At 63.0% G+C, this 25,485-nt stretch carries 21 protein-coding genes; 13 read left to right on the plus strand and 8 right to left on the minus strand.

Translation table 11 applies throughout. From position 1 onward, the window contains the following. Window positions 1–149: 149 nt before the first annotated feature. From AC1DX4_RS03210 to AC1DX4_RS03235, 6 genes are all read left to right on the plus strand, one after another. Window positions 150–1,031, plus strand: a complete 882-nt coding sequence (locus AC1DX4_RS03210; protein ID WP_477218924.1) for a glucosamine kinase nucleotide-binding domain-containing protein — start codon at window positions 150–152, stop codon at window positions 1,029–1,031. Continuing rightward, the gene (locus AC1DX4_RS03215; RefSeq protein ID WP_095202943.1) at window positions 1,028–1,810 is read left to right on the plus strand and encodes a GntR family transcriptional regulator; all 783 of its coding nucleotides are present in this window, start codon (window positions 1,028–1,030) and stop codon (window positions 1,808–1,810) included. Before AC1DX4_RS03210 ends, AC1DX4_RS03215 begins: the two co-directional genes overlap by 4 nt. Next, the gene (locus tag AC1DX4_RS03220; protein ID WP_027040956.1) at window positions 1,807–2,841 is read left to right on the plus strand and encodes an SIS domain-containing protein; all 1,035 of its coding nucleotides are present in this window, start codon (window positions 1,807–1,809) and stop codon (window positions 2,839–2,841) included. Before AC1DX4_RS03215 ends, AC1DX4_RS03220 begins: the two co-directional genes overlap by 4 nt. Beyond that, complete coding sequence (nagA, locus tag AC1DX4_RS03225; protein ID WP_477218925.1) at window positions 2,838–4,010, plus strand: N-acetylglucosamine-6-phosphate deacetylase; 1,173 nt, start codon at window positions 2,838–2,840, stop codon at window positions 4,008–4,010. Before AC1DX4_RS03220 ends, nagA begins: the two co-directional genes overlap by 4 nt. A 10-nt stretch (window positions 4,011–4,020) precedes the next feature. After that, the gene (locus AC1DX4_RS03230; RefSeq protein WP_477218926.1) at window positions 4,021–5,136 is read left to right on the plus strand and encodes an NAD(P)/FAD-dependent oxidoreductase; all 1,116 of its coding nucleotides are present in this window, start codon (window positions 4,021–4,023) and stop codon (window positions 5,134–5,136) included. A gap of 72 nt (window positions 5,137–5,208) precedes the next feature. Continuing rightward, window positions 5,209–7,275 carry an ABC transporter ATP-binding protein/permease gene (locus AC1DX4_RS03235; protein ID WP_477218927.1) on the plus strand — a complete coding sequence of 689 codons (2,067 nt, stop codon included), beginning with the start codon at window positions 5,209–5,211 and terminating at the stop codon, window positions 7,273–7,275. 121 nt (window positions 7,276–7,396) lie between these two features. Here AC1DX4_RS03235 and AC1DX4_RS03240 read toward each other — a convergent pair whose 3' ends face one another. The 5 genes from AC1DX4_RS03240 to AC1DX4_RS03260 form a co-directional block, all read right to left on the minus strand. Then, window positions 7,397–8,911, minus strand: coding sequence for a malonate--CoA ligase (locus AC1DX4_RS03240; protein ID WP_477218928.1), 1,515 nt, complete (start codon window positions 8,909–8,911; stop codon window positions 7,397–7,399). Between the two features lie 435 nt (window positions 8,912–9,346). Continuing rightward, window positions 9,347–10,090 (minus strand): GntR family transcriptional regulator, encoded by a 744-nt coding sequence (locus AC1DX4_RS03245; RefSeq protein WP_477219114.1) that lies wholly within the window; start codon window positions 10,088–10,090, stop codon window positions 9,347–9,349. Between the two features lie 400 nt (window positions 10,091–10,490). Beyond that, on the minus strand, window positions 10,491–11,168 hold the full coding sequence (gene rpe, locus AC1DX4_RS03250) for a ribulose-phosphate 3-epimerase (protein ID WP_477218929.1): 678 nt from the start codon (window positions 11,166–11,168) through the stop codon (window positions 10,491–10,493). A 209-nt stretch (window positions 11,169–11,377) separates the two neighbouring features. Then, on the minus strand, window positions 11,378–15,223 hold the full coding sequence (locus AC1DX4_RS03255; RefSeq protein ID WP_477218930.1) for a DUF7929 domain-containing protein: 3,846 nt from the start codon (window positions 15,221–15,223) through the stop codon (window positions 11,378–11,380). A gap of 10 nt (window positions 15,224–15,233) precedes the next feature. Then, window positions 15,234–17,195 (minus strand): NHL repeat-containing protein, encoded by a 1,962-nt coding sequence (locus AC1DX4_RS03260; protein ID WP_477218931.1) that lies wholly within the window; start codon window positions 17,193–17,195, stop codon window positions 15,234–15,236. Between the two features lie 489 nt (window positions 17,196–17,684). Between AC1DX4_RS03260 and dnaK the strand changes: the two genes are divergently transcribed. The 3 genes from dnaK to pmtA all read left to right on the plus strand — a co-directional run bounded on the left by dnaK (window position 17,685) and on the right by pmtA (window position 21,710). Continuing rightward, entirely contained in the window at window positions 17,685–19,601 is a 1,917-nt protein-coding gene (gene dnaK, locus AC1DX4_RS03265; RefSeq protein WP_477218932.1) for a molecular chaperone DnaK, read from the plus strand. A gap of 223 nt (window positions 19,602–19,824) precedes the next feature. Further along, window positions 19,825–20,955 carry a molecular chaperone DnaJ gene (gene dnaJ / locus AC1DX4_RS03270; protein WP_172221511.1) on the plus strand — a complete coding sequence of 377 codons (1,131 nt, stop codon included), beginning with the start codon at window positions 19,825–19,827 and terminating at the stop codon, window positions 20,953–20,955. 149 nt (window positions 20,956–21,104) lie between these two features. Then, window positions 21,105–21,710 carry a phospholipid N-methyltransferase PmtA gene (pmtA, locus tag AC1DX4_RS03275; protein ID WP_477218933.1) on the plus strand — a complete coding sequence of 202 codons (606 nt, stop codon included), beginning with the start codon at window positions 21,105–21,107 and terminating at the stop codon, window positions 21,708–21,710. Between the two features lie 301 nt (window positions 21,711–22,011). Here pmtA and AC1DX4_RS03280 read toward each other — a convergent pair whose 3' ends face one another. Then, on the minus strand, window positions 22,012–22,545 hold the full coding sequence (locus tag AC1DX4_RS03280) for a hypothetical protein (protein ID WP_477218934.1): 534 nt from the start codon (window positions 22,543–22,545) through the stop codon (window positions 22,012–22,014). A 622-nt stretch (window positions 22,546–23,167) separates the two neighbouring features. Beyond that, window positions 23,168–23,632 carry a hypothetical protein gene (locus AC1DX4_RS03285; RefSeq protein ID WP_477218935.1) on the minus strand — a complete coding sequence of 155 codons (465 nt, stop codon included), beginning with the start codon at window positions 23,630–23,632 and terminating at the stop codon, window positions 23,168–23,170. Window positions 23,633–23,789: 157 nt separating this feature from the next. On the opposite strand from AC1DX4_RS03285, the gene AC1DX4_RS03290 reads away from it, so the two are divergent. The 3 genes from AC1DX4_RS03290 (at window position 23,790) to AC1DX4_RS03300 (ending at window position 24,653) form a co-directional block, all read left to right on the plus strand. After that, window positions 23,790–23,957, plus strand: a complete 168-nt coding sequence (locus AC1DX4_RS03290) for a hypothetical protein (RefSeq protein ID WP_477218936.1) — start codon at window positions 23,790–23,792, stop codon at window positions 23,955–23,957. Window positions 23,958–24,216: 259 nt separating this feature from the next. Then, window positions 24,217–24,489 (plus strand): terminase large subunit domain-containing protein, encoded by a 273-nt coding sequence (locus AC1DX4_RS03295; protein ID WP_477218937.1) that lies wholly within the window; start codon window positions 24,217–24,219, stop codon window positions 24,487–24,489. 5 nt (window positions 24,490–24,494) lie between these two features. Beyond that, window positions 24,495–24,653, plus strand: a complete 159-nt coding sequence (locus AC1DX4_RS03300) for a hypothetical protein (RefSeq protein WP_477218938.1) — start codon at window positions 24,495–24,497, stop codon at window positions 24,651–24,653. Between the two features lie 120 nt (window positions 24,654–24,773). Here the strand turns inward: AC1DX4_RS03300 and AC1DX4_RS03305 are convergent, their stop codons facing one another. Further along, a complete protein-coding gene (locus tag AC1DX4_RS03305; RefSeq protein WP_477218939.1) occupies window positions 24,774–25,088 on the minus strand; it encodes a hypothetical protein in 315 nt (104 codons plus the stop codon). Between the two features lie 80 nt (window positions 25,089–25,168). On the opposite strand from AC1DX4_RS03305, the gene AC1DX4_RS03310 reads away from it, so the two are divergent. Continuing rightward, on the plus strand, window positions 25,169–25,453 hold the full coding sequence (locus AC1DX4_RS03310; protein WP_477218940.1) for a hypothetical protein: 285 nt from the start codon (window positions 25,169–25,171) through the stop codon (window positions 25,451–25,453). Window positions 25,454–25,485 lie beyond the last annotated feature (32 nt).

A 25,485-nucleotide genomic window follows, 5' to 3' on the forward strand; every position in this document is an offset into this window, starting at 1 on the left:
CACGCATTAACGAATTCGCGGGCAGGAAATCGCTGAGCCGACGAAATGCTGAGGATTTTCAATAAAATACGGCTTAATCTTTTTGAAACGGAAATTAATCCTTGGCTATTGGTATTTTATTGGTATTATCCGCCCGGAGGAGAAATCGCGTGAAATTCGTGCTCGGTATCGATGGCGGCGGCACCAGCTGCAGGGCCGCCCTGGCAACAGTGGACGGCGCTGTCATCGGCCGCGCCAAAAGCGGCGCCGCCAACATCCGCACCGACCTCACCGGGGCGCGCTCAAACATTGTCGACGCCGCGCGGCAGGCGTTCATGGCCGCTGGGCAGGATCCGGAGCTGATCCCGCAGACACCAGCCATTCTCGGCCTTGCCGGCGCCAATGTCGGTACTTACCGGCAGCAGCTCGAAGCGATCCTGCCGTTCAGCATCAGCCGCGTCGAGACCGACGCCGAGATCGCACTCGAAGGCGCGGTCGGCTCCGGCGACGGCGCCATGGCGATCCTCGGCACCGGCACTGCCTATATGGCGCGCAGGAACGGCACGTCGCGCGCCATCGGCGGTTGGGGTTTTCAGGTCGGCGACCAGGGCAGCGGCGCCCGCATCGGCCGCGATCTCCTGGAACAGACGCTGCTTGCCCATGACGGCGTGCGCGCGCGCTCGCCGCTGACCGACGCCATGATGGCCACCTTCCGCAACAATCCCGAGGACGTGGTCGAATTCACCACCAATGCCAAGCCCGGCGATTTCGGCGGCTTCGCGCCCAAAGTGTTCGAGCATGCCGAAAAGGGCGATGCCGTCGCCAACTGGATCGTCGACAAGGCGGTCAGCGATGTCGAGGCTTCGCTCGGCGCGCTCGGCCTTCCGGATGATGCGCCGCTTTGCCTGCTCGGCGGACTGGCACCGCTTTATGCGCCGCGCCTGTCGGCACGCTACCAGGCACTGCTGAAGCCGCCGCTCGACGACGCGCTGGGCGGCGCCGTGCAGATGGCGGCGCGTCTGTTCGCCAAACCAGCGGAGGCGGCTCGATGAGCGACGCCGCCGACCAGATCTTCGCCACGCTGAAGCAATCCGCGCAAAGCGGCGCCCCGCTCTATCTGCAATTGCGCAAGAGCATCGAGGACGCCGTCAACCGCGGCCTGATCGGGCCGGGCGACGCGCTGCCTTCCGAGCGCGACATCGCCACCAAGGCCGACATTTCACGCGTCACCGTGCGCAAGGCGGTACAGGACCTGGTCAAGGGCGGCATCCTCGTCCAGCGCCACGGCTCCGGCACGTTCGTGGCGCCACGCATGGAGCGCGTCGAGCAGTCGCTGTCGCGGCTGACCTCGTTTACCGAAGACATGGCGCGGCGCGGCATGGCGGTGCGCTCGGCCTGGCTCGACCGCGGCCTCTACGCCCCCTCGCCCGACGAGATGATGGTGCTTGGCCTGTCGTCGAGCGAACTGGTGGCGCGCGTGGCGCGCCTGCGCATCGCCAACGACACGCCGCTGGCGATCGAACGCGCCTCGCTGTCGGCCAGCGTGCTGCCCGACCCGGCGGGCATCGGTTCCTCGCTCTATGCGGCACTCGAATTGACCGGTAACCGGCCGGTGCGGGCCGTGCAGCGCATCTCGGCCGCCAACCTCGGCGACAGCGATGCGCGCCTGCTGGAAGTGCCACCGGGCATTGCCGGCCTGCACATCGAACGCATTTCCTATCTGGCGAGCGGCAAGGTGATCGAATTCACCCGTTCCATCTACCGCGGCGACGCCTATGATTTCGTCGCCGAACTGCGGCTGACAGGGCCGAGCGAAGAGGGCCGACCATGATCCCCAACACCACCCATATGCAGCGCGAGATCGAGGAGATCCCGCAGGCCGTCGCCCGCCTGCTCGACGGCTCCGGCGCCGTGCTTGCCGAGGCCGGGCGTGGCATCAGGGAACGCGACCCGCAGTTCGTCGTCACCGTGGCGCGCGGTTCGTCCGACCATGCGGCGACCTTCATGAAGTATGCCGTCGAACTGACCGCGGGCCTTGCCGTCGCTTCGGTCGGTCCCTCCATCGCTTCGATCTATGGCCGCAAGCTGAGGCTCGGCGGCTCGGCCTGCCTGGCGATCTCGCAGTCGGGCAAGAGCCCCGACATCGTCGCCATGGCCGAAACCGCACGCGCCGGCGGCGCGCTGACCATCGCCGTCACCAACACCGCCGATTCGCCGCTGGCGCGTGCCTCGGACTATGCTATCGACATATTGGCCGGGCCCGAGCGCAGCGTCGCGGCGACCAAGACCTTCGTCAATTCCGCCGTCGCCGGTCTCGCCTTGATGGCGCATTCCACCGGCGACGAGGCGCTTCTGGCAGCACTAGCCCGCTTGCCCGAGCATTTCGGCAAGGCGATCGCCTGCGACTGGATGAGCGTGCTCTCCGAAACCATCGAGAAGCAGAAGTCACTGTTCATCCTTGGCCGCGGCCCGTCGGCGGCGATGGCCAACGAGGCGGCGCTGAAGTTCAAGGAGACCTGCGGCATGCATGCGGAGGCCTATAGTGCTGCCGAAGTCATGCACGGTCCGCTGGCGCTGATCGGCCCCGACTTTCCGGTGCTGGCGCTGGCCGCGCGCGATGCATCCGAACCGTCCGTCGCCGAAGCGGCCGACGGCCTGGCGGCCAAGGGGGCGCCGGTGTTCGTCACCTCAGCGCTGGCCAATCGCGCCACGCGCCTGCCGCATGTCGCCACTGGCCATCCGCTGACCGATCCGCTGACGCTGATCGTTTCGTTCTACGTCTTCGTCGAGGCCTTCGCGCGCCACCGCGGCCTCGATCCGGACACGCCGCGCAATCTTCGCAAGGTGACGGAGACGGTATGAGCGATCGTTTTGCCCTGACCGGCGCCCGCATTTTCGACGGCGATGACTGGCACGAGGGCCACGCCCTTGTGGTGCGGGACGGTCTCGTCGAGGCTATTTTGCCCACCGGCGCCGTCTCATCGGATATCCGTGTCGTCGAGACCGGCGGTGGCATTCTGGCGCCGGGTTTCGTCGACATCCAGGTCAATGGCGGCGGCGGCGTCATGCTCAACGACCACCCCGATGTCGCCTCGATCGAAACCATCTGCAAGGCACACGCGCCGTTCGGCACGACAGCGCTGCTGGCGACGCTGATCACCGATACGCCCGCAATCACCGCAGCTGCGATCATCGCCGGCGAAGCAGCCGCGCTGCAAAAGGTGCCTGGTTTCCTCGGCCTGCATCTCGAAGGCCCGCATCTGTCGATCGCCCGTAAGGGCGCGCACGATCCGGCGCTGATCCGGCCGATGACGGATGCCGACCAGGCAATGCTGATCGCGGCGCGGCAAAAGCTACCGGTGCTGCTCACCACGATCGCGCCGGAATCCGTCGAACCGGCGCGTGTTGCGGCCTTGGTCAAGGCCGGCGTCGTCGTCAGCCTCGGGCATTCCGACACCGGTTACGCCACGGCAAAAGCCTTTGCCGACGCGGGTGCCAGCGTGGTCACCCATCTGTTCAACGCCATGAGCCAGATCGGCAATCGCGAACCGGGCCTGGCCGGCACGGCCATCGACATCGGCACCTTGTCCGCCGGGCTGATCGCCGACGGCATCCATGTTCATCCCGCCACCATCAGGATCGCGCTCGATGCCAAGCAGGGGCCAGGCAAGATCGTGCTGGTCAGCGACGCGATGGCGACGATCGGCACAGACATGACCTCGTTCACGCTCAACGGCCGCACCATCTACCGCCGGGATGGCAGCCTCAGGCTTGCCGACGGGACACTGGCGGGCGCCGACCTCGACATGATCTCGGCCGTGCGTTTCATGCACAATGTCGTCGGTGTCGATCTGTCCGAGGCCTTGCGCATGGCGTCGCTCTACCCGGCGCAGGCGGTCGGCCAGTCGCATCGGCTTGGCCGCCTGGCCAACGGCACGGTGGCGGATATCGTTGCGCTGTCGGACGATCTTGGCATAGGAAGCGTCTGGATCGGCGGCGACAAGGTGTTCGAGGCCGGCGCTTCACGCTGAAAGCGAGGCCATGCAGACCATCGATTGTGTCGTCGCCGGAGCAGGCGTCGTCGGGCTTGCCATCGCCAGGGCGCTTGCCCTGTCGGGCCGCGAGGTGGTGGTGGTCGAGCAGGCCGACGCGATCGGCACCATCACCAGTTCGCGCAATTCCGAAGTCATCCATGCCGGGCTCTATTATGCACCGGGAAGCCTGAAGGCCCGGCTCTGCGTCGAAGGGCGGCGGCGTCTCTACGCCTACTGCGCCGAGCACGGCGTCGCCCATACGCGCGCCGGCAAGCTGATCGTCGCCAGCGAGCCCGGCCAGACGGACGGGTTGCGGAAGATCGAGGCCAATGCGCGCCGCTGCGGCGTCGACGATCTCCAGCTTTTGGCGCGCGGCGAGGCCGAAAGCCTGGAGCCAGCGCTGACATGTGCCGCCGCGTTGCTGTCGCCATCGACCGGGATTGTCGACAGCCATGCACTGATGCTGTCGCTGCGCGGCGACGCCGAAGCCGCCGGCGCATCTTTCGCTTTCCTCACCTCGGTCGCCGGGGCGACGATCGAAGCCGACGGGATCCGGATCGACACGCGCGATGCCAATGGCGAGACCTTCGCCCTGGAGGCCGGCGCCTTCATCAATGCCGCGGGCCTCGATGCGCAGGCGGTGGCCGGCCGCATCGACGGTTTCCCAAGGGATCTCATCCCCCGGCAGTGGCTGGCGCGCGGGAACTATTTCGCGCTTCCGGGCCGTTCACCGTTTTCGCGGCTGATCTATCCGGTTCCGGTCGAAGGCGGCCTTGGCGTCCATCTGACGCTTGACCTCGGCGGCAGTGCCCGCTTTGGGCCTGATGTCGAATGGGTCGACCATGTCGATTACACCGTCGATCCCGGCCGAAGTGCCGTCTTCTATGAAGCGATCCGGCGCTATTGGCCCGATCTTGCCGACGGCGTCCTGCAGCCGGCCTATGCCGGCATCAGGCCGAAGCTGTCCGGTCCCGGCCAGCCTGCGGCCGATTTCATGATCCAGGGTCCGGCCGATCATGGCGTCAGGCGGATCGTCAATCTGTTCGGCATCGAGAGCCCCGGCCTGACGGCAAGCCTGGCGATCGCCGACCATGTCGTCGAGCTGCTGCATACGCAATTATAAGCACCGCTGGGAATTTCTCCTCTCGGGCGAACGTCATGAAACCTTTTGATTTCGAGGTCGTTGTCGGAGCGCATGTCCGACGCGAAACCCAGATCGACACCGGCCGATGGAATCAAGCCGCGCAGCGCCCCCAAGCCGCGACGGCAAAAGCCGCGTGACGAGAGGCCGCGCGACCAAGTTCCGCTCGAAAAGAAGCCACGCGACAAGAAAGCCTCGACCGTCGAAGCGGCGGCTCCCGGGATCGTCGACGAGACACCGCCGCCGGAGGCCGTCGAACCCGATCCACAGCTGACGCCAGAGCAAGCCGAACAGGCGCGCAAGAAATACCTGCTGAAGCGGTTCTGGATCAGCGGACGCGGCTACTGGGGACGGCACGGCGACAGACTCGGCTGGCCCTTGACGATCGGGCTGCTGATCCTCATCGTCGTCAATGTCGGCTTCCAGTACGGGATCAATGTCTGGAACCGCTCGATTTTCGACGCCATCGAGAAGCGCGACGCCCATAGCGTCTATTTCCTGAGCGCGGTGTTCGTGCCGCTCGTGCTTGGCAGCATCAGCCTTGTCGTCGCTCAGGTCTATCTGCGCATGACCATGCAGCGCCGCTGGCGCTCCTGGCTGACCACCTCGGTGATAGCGCGCTGGCTCACCAACGGCCGCTACTACCAGTTGAACCTGGTGCAGGGCGACCACCAGAACCCCGAGGCGCGCCTCTCGGAAGATCTTCGGGTCGCCACCGAGGCGCCGGTCGACTTCGTCGCCGGCGTGATTGTCGCCACCCTTTCGGCCTCGACCTTTATCGTGGTGCTGTGGACGATCGGTGGGGCCTTGAGCTTCACATTGGGAGGGTCGACCTTCACCGTGCCCGGCTTCCTCGTCATCACAGCGGTGATCTATGCCGCGATCACCTCCACCTCGATGTTCTTTATCGGCCGCGATTTCGTGCGGCTGTCCGAAGAGAAGAACCAGACGGAAGCAGAATTCCGCTACGTGCTGACGCGCGTGCGCGAAAACGGCGAGAGCATCGCCCTGCTCGGCGGCGAGGAGGAGGAACGCAGCGGCATCGACAGGACCTTTGCCGGCGTGCTGAAGCGATGGGCGCAACTGACCGGCCAGCATATGCGCACGGCGGTGGTGTCGCAGGGATCGAGCCTGTTCGCGCCTGTCGTGCCGGTGCTGCTGTGCGCGCCAAAGTTTCTCGAAGGCTCGATGTCGCTCGGCCAAGTCATGCAGGCCGCCTCCGCCTTCGCCATCGTGCAGGGGGCGTTCGGCTGGCTGGTCGATAATTATCCGCGCCTTGCCGATTGGAACGCCTCGGCACGCCGTATCGCCTCGCTGATGATGTCGCTCGACGGGCTGGAGCGCGCCGAGCAGAGCAACGAGCTAGGGCGCATCCTTCACGGCGAGACCAAGGGCGATACGATGCTCTCCCTCGACAATCTCTCGGTGACGCTCGACGACGGCACGTCCGTGGTCAAGGAAACGGAAGTCGGGGTTGAAGCGGGCGAGCGGGTGCTGGTTTCAGGTGAATCCGGCTCGGGCAAGTCGACGCTGGTGCGGGCGATCGCGGGCCTTTGGCCATGGGGAAGCGGCAGCGTCAATTTCCATCCCGACAAACGATTGTTCATGCTGCCGCAGCGGCCCTACATCCCGTCCGGCACGCTGCGCCGGGTGGTCGCCTACCCCGCGGCCGCCAACCACTGGAAGCTCGAGCAGATCAAGGCGGCTCTCGACAAGGTCGGCCTCGGCCACCTCGCCGGCCGGATCAAGGAGGAAGCGCCCTGGGACCAGACCCTGTCGGGCGGCGAAAAGCAGCGGGTCGCCTTCGCGCGGCTTTTGCTGCATCGCCCGGACATCGTCGTGCTGGATGAGGCGACCTCGGCGCTGGACGAAAAAAGCCAGGACCAGATGATGGAAACGGTGATCCGCGAACTGCCCGAGGTCACCATCGTCAGCGTGGCGCACCGCGCCGAACTGGAAGCCTTCCACACCCGCAAGATCACGCTCGAACGGCACAAGGGTGGCGCAAAACTGGTCAGGGATATTGACCTCGTGCCGCGCAATCGCAAACGCGGCCTGATCCAGCGCGCCCTGTGGGGCTCCGGTACGAGGCTTGAAAAGCCGCGCAAGACGGCGAACTAGAGAGTTTCACCGTTTCATGGAAACGGCGAACCGCTCTAACTCTTTGTTTTGACGCAATTCCTAAGGGAAAGCCCTATGCGCTTTTCCCGGGAAAACCGCTCACACTTTTCCTGGAATTGCTCTAGGACGCGTAGAGATCCTTATAGGTATCGCGCAGAAGATTCTTCTGCACCTTGCCCATCGTGTTGCGCGGCAATTCGTCGACGAAGATCACCTGCTTCGGATGCTTGTATTTTGCAACGCGCCCGGCGATGGCGCCGAGAATTTCCGCGCCGGTGATTTGTGAGCTCGGCGCCCGCACGACGACCGCGGTGACGCCTTCGCCGAAATCGGGATGAGCGACGCCGATGACGGCGCTCTCGCTCACTCCGTCGAGCGCGTCGATCTCGCTTTCGAGCTCCTTCGGATAGATGTTGTAGCCGCCTGATATGATCAGGTCCTTGCCGCGGCCGACGATATGCACATAGCCATCGGCATCGATAATGCCGAGGTCGCCAGTGATGAAGAAGCCGTCGGCGCGAAATTCCGCTTTGGTCTTTTCCGGCATGCGCCAGTAGCCGCCAAACACGTTCGGACCCTTGACCTCGATCATGCCGACCTCGCCCTGGGCAGGCGGTTTGCCGCTGTCGGGATCGGCGATGCGCAGCGACACGCCAGGCAAGGGGAATCCGACCGTGCCGGCGCGCCGTTCGCCTTCATAGGGGTTCGACGTGTTCATGTTGGTCTCGGTCATGCCGTAGCGTTCGAGGATGGCGTGGCCGGTGCGCTCGCGCCAGGCCTTGTGCGTCTCGGCCAGCAGCGGCGCCGAGCCGGACACGAACAGGCGGATATTCTTAGCCGTCTCACGATCCAGACCATCCTGCTGCAAAAGCCTGGTATAGAAGGTCGGCACGCCCATCAGCGCGGTTGCGCGCGGCAGCAGCGCGATGATGCGAGCCGGATCGAATTTCTGTTCGAACAGCATCGAGGCGCCGGCCATCAGGATGACATTGGTGGCGACGAACAGGCCGTGCGTATGGAAGATCGGCAGCGCGTGGATCAGCACGTCGCCCGATGTGAAGCGCCATTGCTCGACCAGCACCCGCGCGTTCGAGGCCAGGTTCTCGTGGCTGAGCATGGCGCCTTTCGAACGGCCGGTGGTTCCCGACGTGTAGAGGATCGCCGCGAGATCGTCCGCCCCCCGCTCGACATCGTGAAAATCGGACGCCTGTCGCGAGGCCTGGTCCGTAAGGGACCCCCGGCCATTGCGATCGAGTGTGACCACGACGGCACCTGACGGTTCGACCATGCGGCCGATGTCGGGCGACCGTGCCGGATCGCAGACGATGACGCGCGGTGCGGCATCCTCGAAGAAATAGCTGAGCTCGGTCAGCGTGTAGGCGGTGTTGAGCGGCAGGAAGACGGCTCCTGCACGCACACAGGCGAGGTAGAGCAGCAGCGCCTCCGGGCTCTTCTCGACCTGCACGGCGACACGATCACCCGGCTCGACGTCCAGTTGCAGCAGCGCATGCGCGAGCTGTGCCGACCGCGCCAGCATGTCGCCATAGCTGAGCGAGCGCCCATCATCTGCCTCCATCAACAGACGCCCGGGCGCCGGCATCCGCGACCGGAACGCATCGAACAGATGATTGCTCATGAAGTTTTCCCTGGGGTGGCGGAACGGCAAGCCTTGCGCATGCACCTTGAGCGGCATGTTTTGGCGGCGAAGCGTTCGCGTTTCTCAGCGATCTCGTCAAGACTGGAGATGGCGGTTCACAAGGCAATCGCTTTCCAACGTGTGGCGGAACCTGCCAATCGCCGAAGTTGGCGCCGCCCCTCATTGCCCTGCCGGGCATTTCTCCCCGTAAACGGGGCGAAAGAGGCCGGCAGCAACGCCGGCGCCCTTTCTGGACGCTGGCAATTGGCGAAAGCGGCGGGGACAGCGTCCCTCGCCCCGTTTACGGGGAGAGGATGCCGGCAGGCAGGTGAGGGGCAGCGCCGGCCTGGAAAATGGGGGCACTTGTGGCGGTCCACCCGGTCGCGTCAAAGGTTGCCCGCGACGGGTCGCGAAGGCCTGTCGGCCGAACGAGCGCTACCGCCGGGCGCGTTCGGCCGCGACGGCGGCTTTTGCGATTTCGCCTTGCTTGAAGCGCTCCATACACATGGCAGCGGTCAGCTGGTAGTGATCGATCAAGGCCTGGACGGCGCCGTCGGCATTGCCGTCCAGCGCGCTTTCGGCGATCAGCCGGTGTTCGGCGAAATCGTCGCGCTGGATGCTTTCGCCGTCATTGGCCATTTGCCGGTAGCGATAGGCGTGATCGGAAAGCTGATCGCAGAAACCCACCAGCCAGTGCGACCGGCAGGCCGAGATCAGCACCCGATGGAAGGTGCGGTGCAATTTCTCCCAATCCGGATCGAGCGACGTGGCATTTTGCGGCGAAAGACGTGAGGCGCGGCCCAGGCGATGCAGCGCCAGCACCAGCTGTTCTTCCCATTCGGCGGTGCGATGGGCAATGGATTCGCGAAGCGCCCGCTCCTCGAGCCAGCAGCGGGTGCGCGTCAGCTCCTCAAGCTCCGTCGCAGTGACCGGCATGATGAAAAAGCCACGCTGGTCGTGGCGACCAAGAAGTCCTTCGGAGGCAAGACGGTTAAGAGCTTCACGGACCGGGGAAGCGCCGGCGCCATACTTGGAAACAACCCACTCGACCCGCAGCTTGCTTTCGGTTTCAAGAGCGCCGCCGAGAAGATCATCACGCAATTGGTGATAGACCGTACTGGCAAGTGTGCTCTTGGATCCTGTGCCGTCGTCGTTCAGGTTGGCAGCTCCATATGTCAAAAGTTGACTCCTTGTCCCCATTTTTCTCCGGGCAATTCGAGTCCGCAAAGAATCCTTCCGTACATGTTCCATACAGTGCTTGCGCCTGGGGGCTCAAGCACAAGATAGCTCTATTGTACTTAAGGACAAAGGAATATACCCCGATCTGCATCTGATCGTGGAAATTTGCGCGTCTCTACAACCAGTAGAAACTTAACGTGTTTTTTATGCACGCAGGATCATCTGTTTCTTGTGTGCCCATGCGAGCATCTTTTCTGTCGCGCGCAAAGACAGCGGATGGTTCGCCCGAATCAGGCCTTCTCAGCGAATCTGATTCGGGCAGGGCGGGTCCCGAAGGAGCCGCGTCCGCACAACGGCTCTTGGCCGGCCTGTCGGATTAAACGGGATGATAGCGGTGAGTTTAGCCGGCGGCCTTGTCGGCCGCTGTCCTGATCGCCTCGATGTTGGAGCGGTAGGCTTCGACGCTGCCGCCCTTGAAGATGGCGGCACCTGCCACCAGCACATCGGCGCCGGCCGATGTGACCAGGGGAGCTGTCTCCGGCGAAACGCCGCCGTCGATTTCGATGCGGATCGGCCGGTCGCCGATCAGCGCCTTGACGCGTCTCACCTTGTCGACCATCGCCGGGATGAAAGCCTGGCCGCCGAAACCCGGGTTGACGGTCATGATCAGGATCAGGTCGAGCCGGTCGAGCACATATTCGATCATCGTTTCCGGCGTCGCCGGATTGAGCGACACACCGGCCTTCTTGCCGAGGTTCCTGATGGTCTGCAGCGAGCGGTCGAGATGTGGCCCGGCCTCCGCATGCACCGTCATGCCGTCACAGCCGGCCTCGGCGAAGGCGGCGAGATAGGGATCGGCCGGCGCAATCATCAGATGGCAGTCGAAGAAAGCCTTGGTGCGGTTGCGGATCGCCTTGATGACGGGCGGACCGAAGGTGATGTTGGGGACGAAATGGCCATCCATGACATCGAGATGGATCCAGTCCGCGCCGGCCGCCGCCACCGCCTCGACCTCGTCGCCGAGCTTCGAAAAGTCCGAAGCCAGCACCGAAGGTGCGATCAAGGTCTTTTTGCTCATCTCGCGGCCTTTCCGGGTGCGCTTTTCATACCGCTCACCCTGGACCGACTGCCTAATGCGCGGCGGGTGACTTGTCGAGGGCGCAGGCATGGCTCCACAGGCTTGGGTGGCGTTGCTGCGTTGCCGCCAATTCCCACTTGCCCCGGGGCATGAAAGAAAAACCCGCCGGATTGCTCCGGCGGGTTTCTGGTCTGGCGTCGAGCAGATCGTTATTGCTGCTGGAGCTTCAGGATCCTGGCTGGATCCTGCTGCTGTTCAACCTGTGGCTGACGCCGTGGCAGGACCTGCTGCAGCAGTTGGCCCGGAAGCAGCTCCAGGGACGGCTGCCCGCGTATCGGCCGGCAGTTGGGATAGCGCCCGATCGTGCCTTCCGGGCAGCGCCGCCTGAAGATGGGCTGGCACTGGCCATTGACCATCTGCGAGCCCGGTGCGCATTCCGTCTGTTGCCTGGGCTTGCGGCACGCGCCGTCGATCACCTCGGTCCCACGCGGGCAGACACACTCGCCGCGCTTGTTGTGGACCTGGCCGCGTATGTCGCACTGCTCCAGTTGCGGCTGCTTGCGACGGCAGGCATTGCCTTGCACCTCGGTACCCCTCGGGCAGACGCAATTGCCGTCGCCGTCGTGGACCTGGCCGCGGATGGTGCACTGGTCGGGCTTCGGCCTAACCGGACGGCAGGACCCGTTGCGCACCTCGGTCCCTTGCGGACAGACACAATCGCCGTCCGAGTTGTGGACCTGGCCGCGAATGGTGCACTGGTCAGGCTTCGGCCGGATCGGTCGGCAGGCGCCGTTGCGCACCTCGGTCCCTTGCGGGCAGACGCAGTCGCCATCGGCGTCGTGGATCTGGCCACGGATGGTGCACTGCTCAGGCTTCGGCCGGATCGGACGGCAGGCGCCGTTGCGCACCTCTGTCCCTTGCGGGCAGACACAATCGCCATCGGCATCATGGATCTGGCCGCGGATGGTGCACTGCTCAGGTCTGTCGGTCCTGACGCACTTCCCGTTCTCCAAACCCGTGCCGCGCGGGCAGATGCAGCGCCCGTCCTCGGTGCGGATCTGGCCTTCGAGCAGCACGCAACGCTTCGGCGGTGGTGGTGTCGGCAGGATGTTGGTGCCGCCGCCGGTGCACTGGCCGTTGCGGAAGGTGGTGCCTTCCGGGCAGACGCAGCGGCCGGCATCGTTCATGACGAAGCCCGGCGAGCACTCCTTCTTCATCTCATGCGTGATGATGAAGGGGTGGCACGCATAGGCCTTGCCGCGATCGCCCTGCACATTGCCCTGGTCACCGCCCAGCACGTCGCCGCCGCCCTGCACCCGCGTGTCGGGAGACAGGACGCCGACGCAGTTCTGGCCGTTGACGTTGCCCTCCAGGTTGGCCAGACGGCCATCGTCGGGAATGACCACGGTGACGTGATGCGACTGGCTTTCACCGGCGCCGAGCGTCAGGTTGGCGATGCAGGAGGCCGGCAGTGTCGTCGGCTCCGGCGAGCAGCCGAAGGGCGGGTCGATCGAGGTGATCGCAACACCGTCCAGCCGGCCGAGACCTTCCACGCCGATCGCATCACCGATGCGGACCGGACCGGAGAAGGGGCTCGTCCCATCATTTGATATGGTGATATCGAACGAGCAGGGCTGGCCGAGCCGGCATTCGCGGTCGCCGGTCTTCTCGACACGGATGGTCGAAGAGCCGCCGCCCTTGGCGCAGGCCTGGCCGATCGGATAGACGACATCGTCGCCGGGCGCCGGCCCATAGGAGCCGCGTGCGCAGTTTTCGAACTGGCCATTGGCCGAGACCGTCACGTCGAAGTGGCGGCTGGTTCCAGGTGTCATGACGGCGCCCGGAATCTGGCACGACAGCGCATTGGCCGGGACCGGTCCGCATGCCCATTCCGCGCCGTCAGGGGTGACGGTCTGGATCAGGACGGGCGCGCCGCCCGATACCAGCGTGGCGGCATCGTTGACCCGCACCGGACCGATGGGGGCAGCGGTGCCCAGGCTGATGACGGTAATGCGGCAAGAGATGACCGCGGCACCGGGCAGCGAGCCGTTGCACACCTTGGTGATGCGCAAGGTCGGCTTGCCGCCATTGGGATGACGGATGCGTTCCTTGGCGCAGGCCTTGTTGTTGGTGAGGTCGACCTCACCGGGAATGGCCTTCACCGCGGCGCAGTTCTCGACCGCATCTGACTGGTAGCCGGCCGGCATGACCGCCTTGACGAAGATCGGCGTCGAGGCGCCCGCAGGCAGCGAGATGCCGGCATTGTCGCAGCGGAACTGGCCGGGACCGTTCGGACCGCAAGTCCAGGGCGGGCTTGGGCCGAAGGTCGAGGAGGCCGGTGCGCCGCCGGGGTAGTTGTCGATCACCGTCAGCGGCCCGTTATAGGTTGCTGTGCCGTTGTTGATGATGTCGATGACGAAGTAGCAGACGCCGTCCGGCGTGCAGACCGGAATGCGTGCGCGCTTCTTCAGGATCAGGTCAACCTTCTTCTCGACAGGCGGCTGGCAGTCGCGGTCACGATCGCCACGGCGGCAGATCGGGATCGAGGCGCAGCCCCTGTCGTTTTGCTGGCTGCCGAACAGCGGCTTGCCGCTGGCCGGATAATTGTAGGTGGCGCAGTTGCGCAGCACCTTGCCTTGCCAGCCGCCGGCCGGCTTGAAGCCGAGCTTGAGGTCGACAAAGGCGCCCGGATTGAGGGTGGTCGCCGGATAGGTGCAAATCATCGGGGTGGTGCCGGGTACGCAGACCCAGGGCGGATTGGGCCCTGAACTCAGCGTCGAGCCGGCCGGCAGCGTCACCTCGTCGAGCACGATTTTGCCGTTGTAGGGCGCGGTGCCGACATTGGTGACCCTGATGGTGAAGTCGCAGCCGCCGGCCATGGTGCAGCGTGGGACATCGGCGCGTTTCTCGACCTTGAGATCCGGTTCCTTGTCCTTGGGCGGACATCTCTGGTCGCGCGGGATGACGATGTCGATGGTCTGCGTGCAGCACAGGCCCCAACCCTCCTTCGGGCCGGCATAGGTCTCGATGCCGGTGACGATGAGGTGGATGACGTCGCCGGGTGACGCACCGACGATCTTCCAGTTGAGCACACCGCCGCCCGGAGGCACCAATTGGGTGTCGGGGATGATGGTGATGCCGGGTGTCGTCGTCGACACCTGCACCCACTTGCCGCCCATCTCCGGGCCAACCGGCATATGGTAGATGAAGGCGCCGCCGCCGGGCACGCAATCAACCGTGCCGCGTTCCACCTTGAAGCATTCCTTGCCGGGAGGTGGCGGTGGCGGATTGCACTTGGTGACGTCGATCTTGATCGAGGTCTTGACGCCGGTCTTGAAGTCGCCGTCGTCGGGCTTGCTCGGATCCTGCGACGGGATGATGGCCCCCGTGCCGACGGCCGGCGTCGCCTTGATCACACCCTGGTTGTCGACAACCGTCGGCGCTGGAAACGCCGCATGGTCGATCTTGGCGGTGATCTGGAAGGTGATGACGCGTTCATTGGCGGCACCGGCGCCATCGAGATCGGCGGCGGAGAGCCGGAAATCGGACACCGTGGCCGTATCGTTGGGATTTGCCGAGGTGCTGATCGAAGCGCCCGGCAGTGGCCCACCGGACGAATCCGTGCCGTCGCCGGCCACATTGACGTTGACGATCTCAAGGCCGTGCGGAAGCTGGTCCTTGAAGTCGAGCTTGAGCTTGTTCAGCCTGGCCGCGAGGCTTGGGTCGGCAAAGCCTTGCGGATCGCCGCGCAAGCCGAAGCTCAGCGAGTAGACGACGTAGTCGCAGCCTCGCTGAGTGCCTTTCTTGGTGAAGAAAGGCACGAGCCGGTCCGGCCTCGGATTGACGACGCGCGAATTGTCGAGATCGAGCTTCAGTTCCGGGGTGACCGGAACGGCGTCTTCCGCGTGGCTTGCCACAGGGGTGAGCATGGCGACCGCGATACCGGCCGCCATCAGCCAGCGCGCGCCGCGCCTGGCGTATGACAGGGGTTTCATGATCGTCTCCATGACGGTTGGGTTGTTTTCCGCGAGCGGGGAGAGTGCGAGATTTTTCATCTTCCCCTCCTCAACGTTCGCAGCTGACGGCTGGGGTGCGGAGCGGCAAGGTCATCTTGCAGCAAGGGTAGTAGCCACCCTTGTCCTTGTCGGACTTCCTGTAGAAGCAAAGTCCAACATCCACTCTGTCGCCCGGATAATGGCCGGTGATGTTGATCGTGTACGGCTTGCCCGGCGCATGCGACATGGGTGAGGTCACCCCGACGCCTGGCGTCCTGGACTGGGCCTTGATCGAATCGCCGCCGAAGCCGGCATGGTCATGGAGATAGAGATCAGCCTCGAGGCCCGAAGGCGTGCAGTAATACTGGACGTCGTCGACATCGAGACAGGGAGGCAGATTGCCGGGCGGTGGGAAGTCCGGCGGATAGAAGGGTGGCAGATAGCCGCCCGGGATTTCTTCATAATAACCGGCACGACCCTCGCAGGGATGCCAGACGGCGACGTCGCCGACATGGCCTTCCACTTCCGGATCTTCGAAATAGCCGTCGAAATCAACGAACCACGAGCCGAAGGGTGGCAAATTGGCCGGCTTGACCAGGTCCTTGGGCGTGATCTGCACGCCATGCACGGCGAGCGGCCCGCCGGCGGCGAGCTGCTCGGCAAGCTTTGGATTGTCGCGCAATTTGTCGCCGGTGTTGACCAGCGTCTGGGTACAGACCGAAGTGTCGAGATTGCCGTCGGCGTCATAGCCATATTGCAGGTCGAGACCGCCGGCCGACTGCCTGTTGCCTTGCGGGAAACCGACCGCATATTCCTGCGGCGTCTCCACCCAGACCGATTCCGTTGCCGGATCGTCCGGGTTTTCTCTGAAATAGCGGATGACCTCGCCCTTGCCGGAATCGGCGAAGCGGCTGTAATCATAGCGGTTTTCGACCGGGCCGCGCTGGGCCAGATACATGAAGCCGCTGTTGTCGAAGGCGATGTCGGTGACGGCGTAATCCTTGTCGGCCTTGACCGTCAGTTCCCAGCGCGGGTCGCCGGCAAAGGTGCCGTCGCGGGCAATACCCACCGACCAGATCTCAGACTTTTCGCCGACCGAATAATAGAGCCGGCCGCCATGATAGGAAACCGCCCAGACGCGTCGGTCGTCCTGGGTGTAGCCCCAGGTCTCGGGATCTTCCGTGTCGAAAGCGGCACCTTGTATGTCCATCACCGCGCCGTCGTCGGCGACCGGAGCCAGCCCGTGCGCCGGGCGCCCGGCGACACCATGATCGAACGTGTCGATCAATCCGCCGTTGGCGTCGATGCGATGAATCAAGCCGGTGTCGAGGTCGGAGGCGAAGAACTGGCGGTGGTTGGGATCGAAGGTGATATTGCCGATGCCGGGACCGCTGTTGGTGTCGATGTCGGCGAATTTGGCGACCTGGCCAGTGATGCCGTCGATCTTCCAGATGGTGCCCGGCCCGCCGCCGTTTTCGGTGCCGAACTGGCCTTCCATGAAGGTGGCGCCTGATGTGCCGCGGCGCTGCCGCTCCGGCCTGCCATCACTGTCGGCGTCTGGCGTGACGATTTCTATGCCGTGCAGCGAGGTGGCGGCGGCATAAAGGTTGGGAATGCCCGACGGCACGCCGTCGCGCACGCCGTCATCATAGGTGAGGCCGAACACTTCGCCGATCTGGCCGGCCGTGACCTCGAAAGGCGGCGGCGTGAAGACGAGCTGGCCCGAGGCCGGGCCGCCGAGATGCGAAACGTCGAAAACGCGCAAGGTGGCGCGCGTGGTGTCGATGAAGGTCTCGTCGACCGGGTCGACTCCGGGCGGCAGGCCCTCATCCAGATTGGGAATGACGGTCCCGGGAAAGCCGGTGACCGCCATCGAGCCAGGATAGATGATCTGGGTTTCCTGCGCCTGGGCGGTGCCGCTAGGCCAAAGGCCGGCGGCAAGTGCCAGGGCCAGCAATCCGCCACCGGCATAAGCGGTGCGGCGCAAATAGCCATAGAGAGACGATGCGAACGAGCCGCGGATGCGAGACATGACACTACCCCCGTAGTCCAGGGGAGAAACGTCCGGGGCTGCCGCGCAAATCAGGGCAGGGCGCGGCGGTCCGGCTCGTTCTTCCCTGATCGAATTGTCTGCTTTCCTCACAGTCACGATACGCTTGGTCTTCCGCAGGGTCAACGGAATCAAGAGAAAGCCCAGCGCATCGACCCCGTCCCGAAGGCGGTGGTCGCGCCGAGCTCCTGTTGTTCCCGGAGACCTGGGAGTCTCTGGGTTGCTGGTCATGGGGGGCTTCCTTTCCGGGCCGCACCATGCGGCACCTGGACGTCAGTCGCGCACGGAGGTGGAAAGGTTCATGGAAGCCTTGCGCAGAATGCTTGCGCCCGATGCCGCCTGTTCTTATATACGCGCCAAGCCGTGCGGCGGCGGAACACCAGTTGCCGAACGGGATTTCTTATGAACAGGGGCTTTCGTTGGAACGCCTTTACGGGTCCTGAAAGCCTGCTTAGCGGAGAGACTAGAAAAATGGCAAAAGTAATCGGTATCGATCTCGGCACCACAAACTCCTGCATCGCCATCATGGATGGCAAGGAACCGAAGGTGATCGAGAATGCGGAAGGCGCGCGCACGACGCCTTCCATCGTCGCCATCTCGGGCGACGGCGAACGTCTCGTCGGCCAGCCGGCCAAGCGCCAGGCGGTCACCAATCCTGAAAACACCATCTTCGCGGTCAAGCGCCTGATCGGCCGCCGCTATGACGATCCGGTGACGGAGAAGGACAAGAAGCTTGTCCCCTACAAGATCGTCAAGGGCGACAATGGCGATGCCTGGGTCGAAGCCGGCGGCAAGAAGCAGTCGCCCAGCCAGATCTCGGCCATGATCCTGCAGAAGATGAAGGAAACGGCGGAAGCCTATCTCGGCGAGAAGGTCGAGAAGGCGGTTATCACCGTTCCGGCCTATTTCAACGACGCCCAGCGTCAGGCAACCAAGGATGCCGGCAAGATCGCCGGCCTGGAAGTGCTGCGCATCATCAACGAGCCGACCGCTGCCGCGCTCGCTTACGGCCTCGACAAGAAGGAAGGCAAGACCATTGCCGTCTATGACCTTGGCGGCGGCACGTTCGACATTTCGGTGCTCGAAATCGGCGACGGCGTGTTCGAGGTGAAGTCGACCAATGGCGACACCTTCCTCGGCGGCGAGGATTTCGACATGCGCCTGGTCGAATATCTGGCGACCGAGTTCAAGAAGGAACAGGGCATCGACCTGAAGAACGACAAGCTTGCCCTGCAGCGCCTCAAGGAGGCGGCTGAAAAGGCCAAGATCGAGCTGTCGTCGACGACGCAGACCGAAATCAACCTGCCCTTCATCACCGCCGACGCGACCGGCCCGAAGCACCTGACGCTGAAGCTGACGCGCGCCAAGTTCGAGCAGCTGGTCGACGACCTCGTCCAGCGCACCATCGAGCCCTGCAAGGCGGCGCTCAAGGATGCCGGCCTGAAGGCCGGCGAGATAGACGAAGTGGTCCTGGTCGGCGGCATGACCCGCATGCCCAAGATCCAGGAGATCGTGAAGCAGTTCTTCGGCAAGGAGCCACACAAGGGCGTCAACCCGGATGAGGTCGTCGCTCTCGGCGCCGCCATCCAGGCGGGCGTGCTGCAGGGCGACGTCAAGGACGTGCTGCTGCTCGACGTGACGCCGCTGTCGCTTGGCATCGAGACGCTGGGTGGCGTGTTCACCCGCCTGATCGAACGCAACACGACGATCCCGACCAAGAAGAGCCAGGTGTTCTCGACCGCTGAGGACAGTCAGTCGGCCGTGACCATCCGCGTCTTCCAGGGCGAGCGTGAAATGGCCGCCGACAACAAGGCGCTCGGCCAGTTCGACCTGGTCGGCATTCCGCCGGCCCCGCGCGGCGTGCCGCAGATCGAGGTCACGTTCGACATCGACGCCAACGGCATCGTCAACGTTTCGGCCAAGGACAAGGGCACCGGCAAGGAGCACCAGATCCGCATCCAGGCCTCGGGCGGCCTTTCGGACGCCGACATCGAGAAGATGGTCAAGGACGCCGAAGCCAATGCCGAGAGCGACAAGAAGCGGCGTGCCGTGGTCGAGGCCCGCAACCAGGCCGAGGCGCTGGTGCATTCTTCCGAGAAGTCGCTGAAGGAATATGGCGACAAGGTCTCGGAAGCCGAGCGCACGGCGATTTCCGATGCGATCGCGGCCCTGAAGACCGCTGCCGAGGGCGACGACGCGGCCGACATCGAGGCCAAGAGCCAGGTGCTTGCCGAAGCTTCGATGAAGCTTGGCCAGGCCATGTACGAGGCCTCGCAGAAGGAAGCGGCGGAAGCCGACGCCAAGGCGGACGCCGCCAAGGACTCCGACGTGGTGGACGCCGATTTCGAGGAAATCGACGAGGACGACGACAAGAAGAAGTCGGCCTGAGCCGCCTGACGGCAAGATAAAGCGGAAAGCCCGGCATAAAGCCGGGCTTTTTTGCAACCCTTGCTGAAAAAATGCGGGACCTTCCTGAAAAAACGACAGAAAAACCCGGACAGACGCACGCCAGCACTGGCATCCGGGCGGCACCGATCCTAAATCGAGACGACGTGCCGGCAAACGACGCAACAATGCATCAAGACGTTGAGCATCCGGACAGCGGGAAAAAATGAAAGCTGATTTCTACGAAACGCTGGGCGTGCAGAAGGGCGCCGACGAGAAGGAGCTCAAGAGCGCTTTCCGCAAGCTCGCCATGCAGTTCCATCCCGACCGCAATCCCGGCGATCATTCCTGCGAGCACAAGTTCAAGGAAATCAACGAAGCCTACGAGACGCTGAAGGATCCGCAGAAGCGCGCGGCCTATGACCGTTTCGGCCACGCCGCCTTCGAACAGGGCGGCATGAATGGCGGCGCGCAAGGCTTTGGCGCCGGCGGCTTCGCCGACATCTTCGAGGATATTTTCGGCGACATGATGGGTGGGCGCCAGCGCCGCTCTTCCGGCGGCCGCGAGCGCGGCGCCGACCTGCGCTACAATATGGAAATCTCGCTGGAAGAGGCTTTTGCCGGCAAAACCGCGCAGATCCGCGTCCCGGCTTCGATCTCGTGCTCGGAATGTTCGGGTAGCGGCGCCAAGCCGGGCACCCAGCCGGTGACCTGCTCGATGTGCAACGGCCACGGCAAGGTGCGCGCCACGCAGGGTTTCTTTTCGATCGAGCGGACCTGCCCGCAGTGCCAGGGCCGCGGCCAGACGATCAAGGATCCGTGCCCGAAATGTGCCGGCCAGGGCCGCGTCACCGAAGAGCGTTCGCTGTCGGTCAACATTCCGGCCGGCATCGAGGACGGCACCCGCATCCGCCTTGCCAATGAGGGCGAGGCCGGCCTGCGCGGCGGGCCTTCGGGCGACCTCTATATTTTCCTGGCGGTGAAGCCGCACGAATTCTTCCAGCGCGATGGTGCCGATCTCTACTGCAAGGTGCCGATCTCGATGACGACGGCAGCGCTTGGCGGCTCCTTCGAGGTGACGACGCTGGACGGCACGCAGACCAAGGTGAAGGTGACCGAAGGCACGCAGAACGGGCGCCAGTTCCGCCTCAAGGGCAAGGGCATGCCGGTGCTGCGCCAGCCCAATGTCGGCGACCTCTACATCCAGACCGCGGTCGAGACGCCGCAGAACCTTACCCGGCGCCAGCGCGAATTGCTGGAAGAGTTCGAACAGCTCTCCTCGCAGGACAATTCGCCCCAATCGAGCGGGTTTTTCGCCCGCATGAAGGATTTCTTCGAATCCTTCGGCGAACGCTGACAGAGCAGGAATGGCGCGTGATCAGATGAAACGCGCCGCATCCCGGGACGCGACCAAATCTATCTTATCCACGACATCGGCAGGGTCGTGCCTTGCCTTGCGCTGCTCAGGTGTTAAGTAACCTGAGGGGAGTGCTGAGGAGAGCTTGCATGACACGTGGTCCCGGACTGCGGAAGGCGCTTGCCGAAAAGTTCGACGACGAGCTCAAGTTCTTCAAGGGCTGGATCGACAAGCCGAAGACGGTCGGCTCGATTGTTCCGACCAGTTCGATCACCGCGCGCAAGATGGCCTCGATCGTCAATCCCAGGTCCGGCCTGCCGGTGCTCGAGGTCGGTCCGGGCACAGGCGTCATCACGCGTGCCATCCTGGCTCAGGGTGTGCGGCCCGAAAACCTCTATGCCGTCGAATACAACACGGATTTCGTGCGCCATTTGCGCCAGCTCTATCCCGGCGTCAACGTCATTGAGGGCGATGCCTTCAACCTCAACGCCACGCTTGGCGAGAGAAGCGGGATGATCTTCGATTCCGTCGTCTCCGGCGTGCCGCTGCTCAATTTCCCCGTCGCCCAGCGCATTGCCTACATCGAAAGCCTGCTCGACCGCATCCCTGCGGGCCGGCCGATCGTGCAGCTGACCTATGGCCCGCTGTCGCCGATCCCGGCCGGCCGTGGCGACTACACGGTCAAGCATTTCGATTTCATCTTCCGCAACATCCCGCCGACGCAGCTGTGGATCTATCGCCGCGAAGCGCATTAGGGTGTGCCGATATTCAGGTGAGGCCGGTCTGCAAATGGCGGCTCCCTGCGCTTCCGGTGCTCACGTACGAAAAGTACGCTCCGCTCCGGTACTCGGGGGAGCCATTTTCGACTCGACCTGACCTGAATCTCGGCACACCCTTCAGCCGTTTGCCCTCAAATCGGTTCTGGGCCGTGCCGCCTCATAACGCGAGTCATCGTAGCCGTGAATCATCGAGTTGGGTCGGCGGCCGAATCAACCGCTACAATTTTAAAGCCGCTTCGGATCTGAGCGGGCGGCTTTCGCTTTTGCTGAGCGGAACTCAACGCATTCGGTTAGATTGCACCAGGGCCCTCGCCAAGCTGGCAGGGATGGTCAGTTCCGTTTGGAGAAATACTTCATCCATATCGAAAAAGTTTGGGCGGATGGATCGCAGATGCCGCACAGCGTCAGGGCAAATGCCCTCTAGTGACCTGTAGAGAGCGAGAGCTGCGCGATAGGTGTCCGGCAGAGTCGTTTCCAGCTGAATAGCTTTAGCCGCGCTAGAGTAGCGAGGCGCGCACAGGCTGAAGTGCACAGCCAACCCTTCTTCCAAAGCAGAGGCCGGCATAAATTCGGCTCCCACTTCGGCCTGAATCGGCGCCAGGAGGTGGATGACTTCGTGCGCAATCTGAAACGCCGCAATATCGGGGTCATCGGTTGCCGAGGGTGAGACCTCGATTTCAATCCTGTTTTCCCCAACAACAGGAAACCAGAGACGCGGACCGAGATCATGGACCTGGATGCCCTCCAATCTCCAGTTCGCGTCCCGCGACCCATATAGCCGTTCCGCCTGAAGCAAAAAGCCAATCATCATCTTCCCCGCCGACCTGCGGAATATTCTTGTCGACATTCGCTTTAGTTCCCCGCTGCTCGACGTTCAGCCGAACGTACTCGCATCTCAATTAGCCCCGATCAAGGAGACGTCATATGTCGACCCGGCACGCAACCATCATTCTTGGCGGTAGCCGAGCAATGAACAGAGATTAGGCGTGGAACTTCTATCTCGGCGAGTACCGGCCTGGCTTGGGCTCTTGGTATAAGAACAGGATATCCTTCGCGAACCCTCTGCCATCGGGGAGGGGCACAGCCGTCACTTTCTTGCTGGCAAACGCAGCTGTGTAGATTTGCTCCTCTGTCATCGCCAAGTTGGACATGAGATGGAGGATAGTTCGCATCCCCTGATTTCCTCCTTGGGATTGCTCTCCCTCGAGGTACTCTTCCAGTCTCCGCTGCCTTCGTTTTGTGTTCCATAGATATCGGGCCCAAGCCCATATGGCGACGACAGCGGTCGCGACGGCCGCCAAATCAGCGAGAAACGACGTAGCTTCTTTCACGATACTCCCCATTGACCTTGCGCCCTCTCAGACCGCGACGCTTGTGCCGTGCTGCCTGCGCCACGTGATCGAAAAGACTGTTAGGCGCTCTTCGTCGGCGCGCTACGTTCTTGGTCCGTTCAGTGCCTGTTGAACCTGACCGCGTATCTGCGAAAGGTCTCCAGTGAGTGCTGCGATAGAAGTAGAGAATTCACTAGCATGGAAAAGCGGTACTCCGCTGCTGCCTCCCCTGCATCCAGCAAGCCCCAACGCGCTTGCCTGTTTCACTTCTTCAAGTGCGGTTCCGTCTACTTTAAGTACACCCTCTAACGTAGCAACCTGTTCTGCTGTAATGCCTGGTCCCGGTCCCGGGGGCGGTGCCGGTGGCCGCGAAGCCCATACTGCTACGACGAAACAAAATGCCCCTACGACCATGAAGAAGGCCAGTAAAAGCGCCTTGATCTTTGATGGTTCTCTCACCATCCCAATTGCCGCCAAGATCAACATCAGCGCGGCAAAACCGGTGGGTCCAAACTTTAGAAAAGCTTCGACTTGCTCAGGGCTGAAGTATTTTAGAATCGCCGCCATCGGATAAATCCCCCTCTTTTAATTGAACAGCATCAGAAAGCTTAATCCAATTTGACGGCTTCTGAAATAGCTCGTCAAAGGAGGCCGGTCGATCCATCCTCGGTTTCAAGTCCTATGAAAGGGTCGTGAGAAATGGCAGGGGTCAACGCTGGACGGCGTGTGGTTCGACGAAGAGCCACCGCCTGATATCTACAGCGAGGGCCTGACCCGTACGAATGCAACCGGCGGCATCACCATGATCACCTTCACGCCGCTGCTCGGCATGTCAGAAGTGGTGCTGATGTTCCTCACATCCAACCAGGTCAACAGCATGGTGAGGGGGTGAGTTGAAATAGTCTATTTGATCTGTCGAACCTTTTGTTCGATGTCGGCTATCGATTGAGCAAGCTGATAAATTGCTTTGGCGACCAAATCGAGCTTTTCATTTGTGTCGTTCGTGCTTTGTACTCGATGGGCATAAACCTTCGCACTAGATGTCGACATCTTCATACCTCCCCGTGTTTGAGCCACGGAACGTAATCAGACTGGGAAAATGATAGCAAGCGTTACGGGTTTAAAAACAGATGAGCCGGCACGTCACTTTCATGACCATCGACGATGCGGAGCACTACACGCCCGAGCAACGTGCCGAGATCATCGCCGCCTATCCCGAGCATGAGCGTGAGGCGCGCGCCAAAGGCATCCCGGTACTGGGCTCTTGCCGCATCTTCCCGATTGCGGAGGAGCATGTCGGTTGTGATCCCTTCAAGCTGCCTCGCTTCTGGCCACGTCTCGATGCTCTCGACTTCGGATGGGATCACCCTTCAGCTGATCGAGACATGGAATCATGTGCCTATTTCAGAAACCGCCTGAGCTGAAGCCGTTGCCACCGACACCGACCATCAAGGACGAAGACGTCAAGGCGCGTGAGGATGCGGCACGTGCTGCGCTCAATCAGCAGCAAGGTACAGCTGGCACGGTGAAGACCGATCTGGCGCCCACTGACATCGTCGGCCAGAAACGCGTGCTGTTGGGCGTCTGACCATGGGCGCGATGAAGAGGACATTCCGTGGTCGTGCCGGCCGTGCCTGGGCCATCTGGCGGCGCTTGGCGCCCCGACTGAAGAGGAATCCGTAAATTCCCTCAGGGTACGCAGCAACTCTCAATCGTCATCTAAATCTTCTTCATCTTGTTTTTCTTGCTCCTTAGCAGCGGCAGCATCGGCGTCTGCCTGCTGTTTGGTGGCGGCGGCGTCTGCTGCCCGTTGCACGTCACGCTCCTTCTGATCTGCGCCTAGCTGATCCTCTATCTGTTTCTCTAAATCGGTCGCGGCGCCAACTTTATGCTCATCTTGCAGTTCCTTTTCATCTTGGAGGACTTTGGCATCGTGGGCGGCGTCGGCAGCCCTTTTTGCTGATGCAGCCTGCATCTCTGCCCTAGCTTGAGCCATCTGATCTCTTACGTCTTGATCAACCATTCTATTCCTCCCCTTGGTTGGTGACAGCCAACAGTATTTGACGACTCCAGTATTGTCACATCACAGAAGCGGAGCACTCAATGACCGATTCCCGCGCGCACGACATACTCTCGCGCCCGTCGGATCTGGAGACCGAACGCTCGGCCTATGAGACGGTGTGGGGAAAGGTCGCGGAGTTCTGCACCCTGATGCTCCTGACGTCTGGCGCGGTCGCCGCACGTCTGTTCCCGGGCGTGACAGCCAGGCAGAGCGGCAGGAGCGTCGGGCCTCGCGTGTCTATGCCAACACAATCAACAGCGCAGCCAACCGCCTCGCTGCTGGCCTGGAGAGCCTTTCGATTTTTCGGCTGCGGCGCGTTGATTTGAGCGCCCCTTGGCTGTACCTGTCCGGGAACAAG

The organism is Mesorhizobium sp. P3_A8 (genome assembly GCF_056402995.1).

Excerpts from the sequence above, each read along its gene's own strand:
- AC1DX4_RS03215 (WP_095202943.1), top strand. The coding sequence starts at position 1,028 with ATGAGCGACGCCGCCGACCAGATCTTCGCCACGCTGAAGCAATCCGCG.
- AC1DX4_RS03220 (WP_027040956.1), top strand. The coding sequence starts at position 1,807 with ATGATCCCCAACACCACCCATATGCAGCGCGAGATCGAGGAGATCCCG.
- nagA (WP_477218925.1), top strand. The coding sequence starts at position 2,838 with ATGAGCGATCGTTTTGCCCTGACCGGCGCCCGCATTTTCGACGGCGAT.
- AC1DX4_RS03230 (WP_477218926.1), top strand. The coding sequence starts at position 4,021 with ATGCAGACCATCGATTGTGTCGTCGCCGGAGCAGGCGTCGTCGGGCTT.
- AC1DX4_RS03235 (WP_477218927.1), top strand. The coding sequence starts at position 5,209 with ATGTCCGACGCGAAACCCAGATCGACACCGGCCGATGGAATCAAGCCG.
- AC1DX4_RS03240 (WP_477218928.1), bottom strand. The coding sequence starts at position 8,911 with ATGAGCAATCATCTGTTCGATGCGTTCCGGTCGCGGATGCCGGCGCCC.
- rpe (WP_477218929.1), bottom strand. The coding sequence starts at position 11,168 with ATGAGCAAAAAGACCTTGATCGCACCTTCGGTGCTGGCTTCGGACTTT.
- AC1DX4_RS03255 (WP_477218930.1), bottom strand. The coding sequence starts at position 15,223 with ATGAAAAATCTCGCACTCTCCCCGCTCGCGGAAAACAACCCAACCGTC.
- AC1DX4_RS03260 (WP_477218931.1), bottom strand. The coding sequence starts at position 17,195 with ATGTCTCGCATCCGCGGCTCGTTCGCATCGTCTCTCTATGGCTATTTG.
- dnaK (WP_477218932.1), top strand. The coding sequence starts at position 17,685 with ATGGCAAAAGTAATCGGTATCGATCTCGGCACCACAAACTCCTGCATC.
- dnaJ (WP_172221511.1), top strand. The coding sequence starts at position 19,825 with ATGAAAGCTGATTTCTACGAAACGCTGGGCGTGCAGAAGGGCGCCGAC.
- pmtA (WP_477218933.1), top strand. The coding sequence starts at position 21,105 with ATGACACGTGGTCCCGGACTGCGGAAGGCGCTTGCCGAAAAGTTCGAC.
- AC1DX4_RS03280 (WP_477218934.1), bottom strand. The coding sequence starts at position 22,545 with ATGATGATTGGCTTTTTGCTTCAGGCGGAACGGCTATATGGGTCGCGG.
- AC1DX4_RS03285 (WP_477218935.1), bottom strand. The coding sequence starts at position 23,632 with ATGGCGGCGATTCTAAAATACTTCAGCCCTGAGCAAGTCGAAGCTTTT.
- AC1DX4_RS03295 (WP_477218937.1), top strand. The coding sequence starts at position 24,217 with ATGACCATCGACGATGCGGAGCACTACACGCCCGAGCAACGTGCCGAG.
- AC1DX4_RS03305 (WP_477218939.1), bottom strand. The coding sequence starts at position 25,088 with ATGGTTGATCAAGACGTAAGAGATCAGATGGCTCAAGCTAGGGCAGAG.
- AC1DX4_RS03310 (WP_477218940.1), top strand. The coding sequence starts at position 25,169 with ATGACCGATTCCCGCGCGCACGACATACTCTCGCGCCCGTCGGATCTG.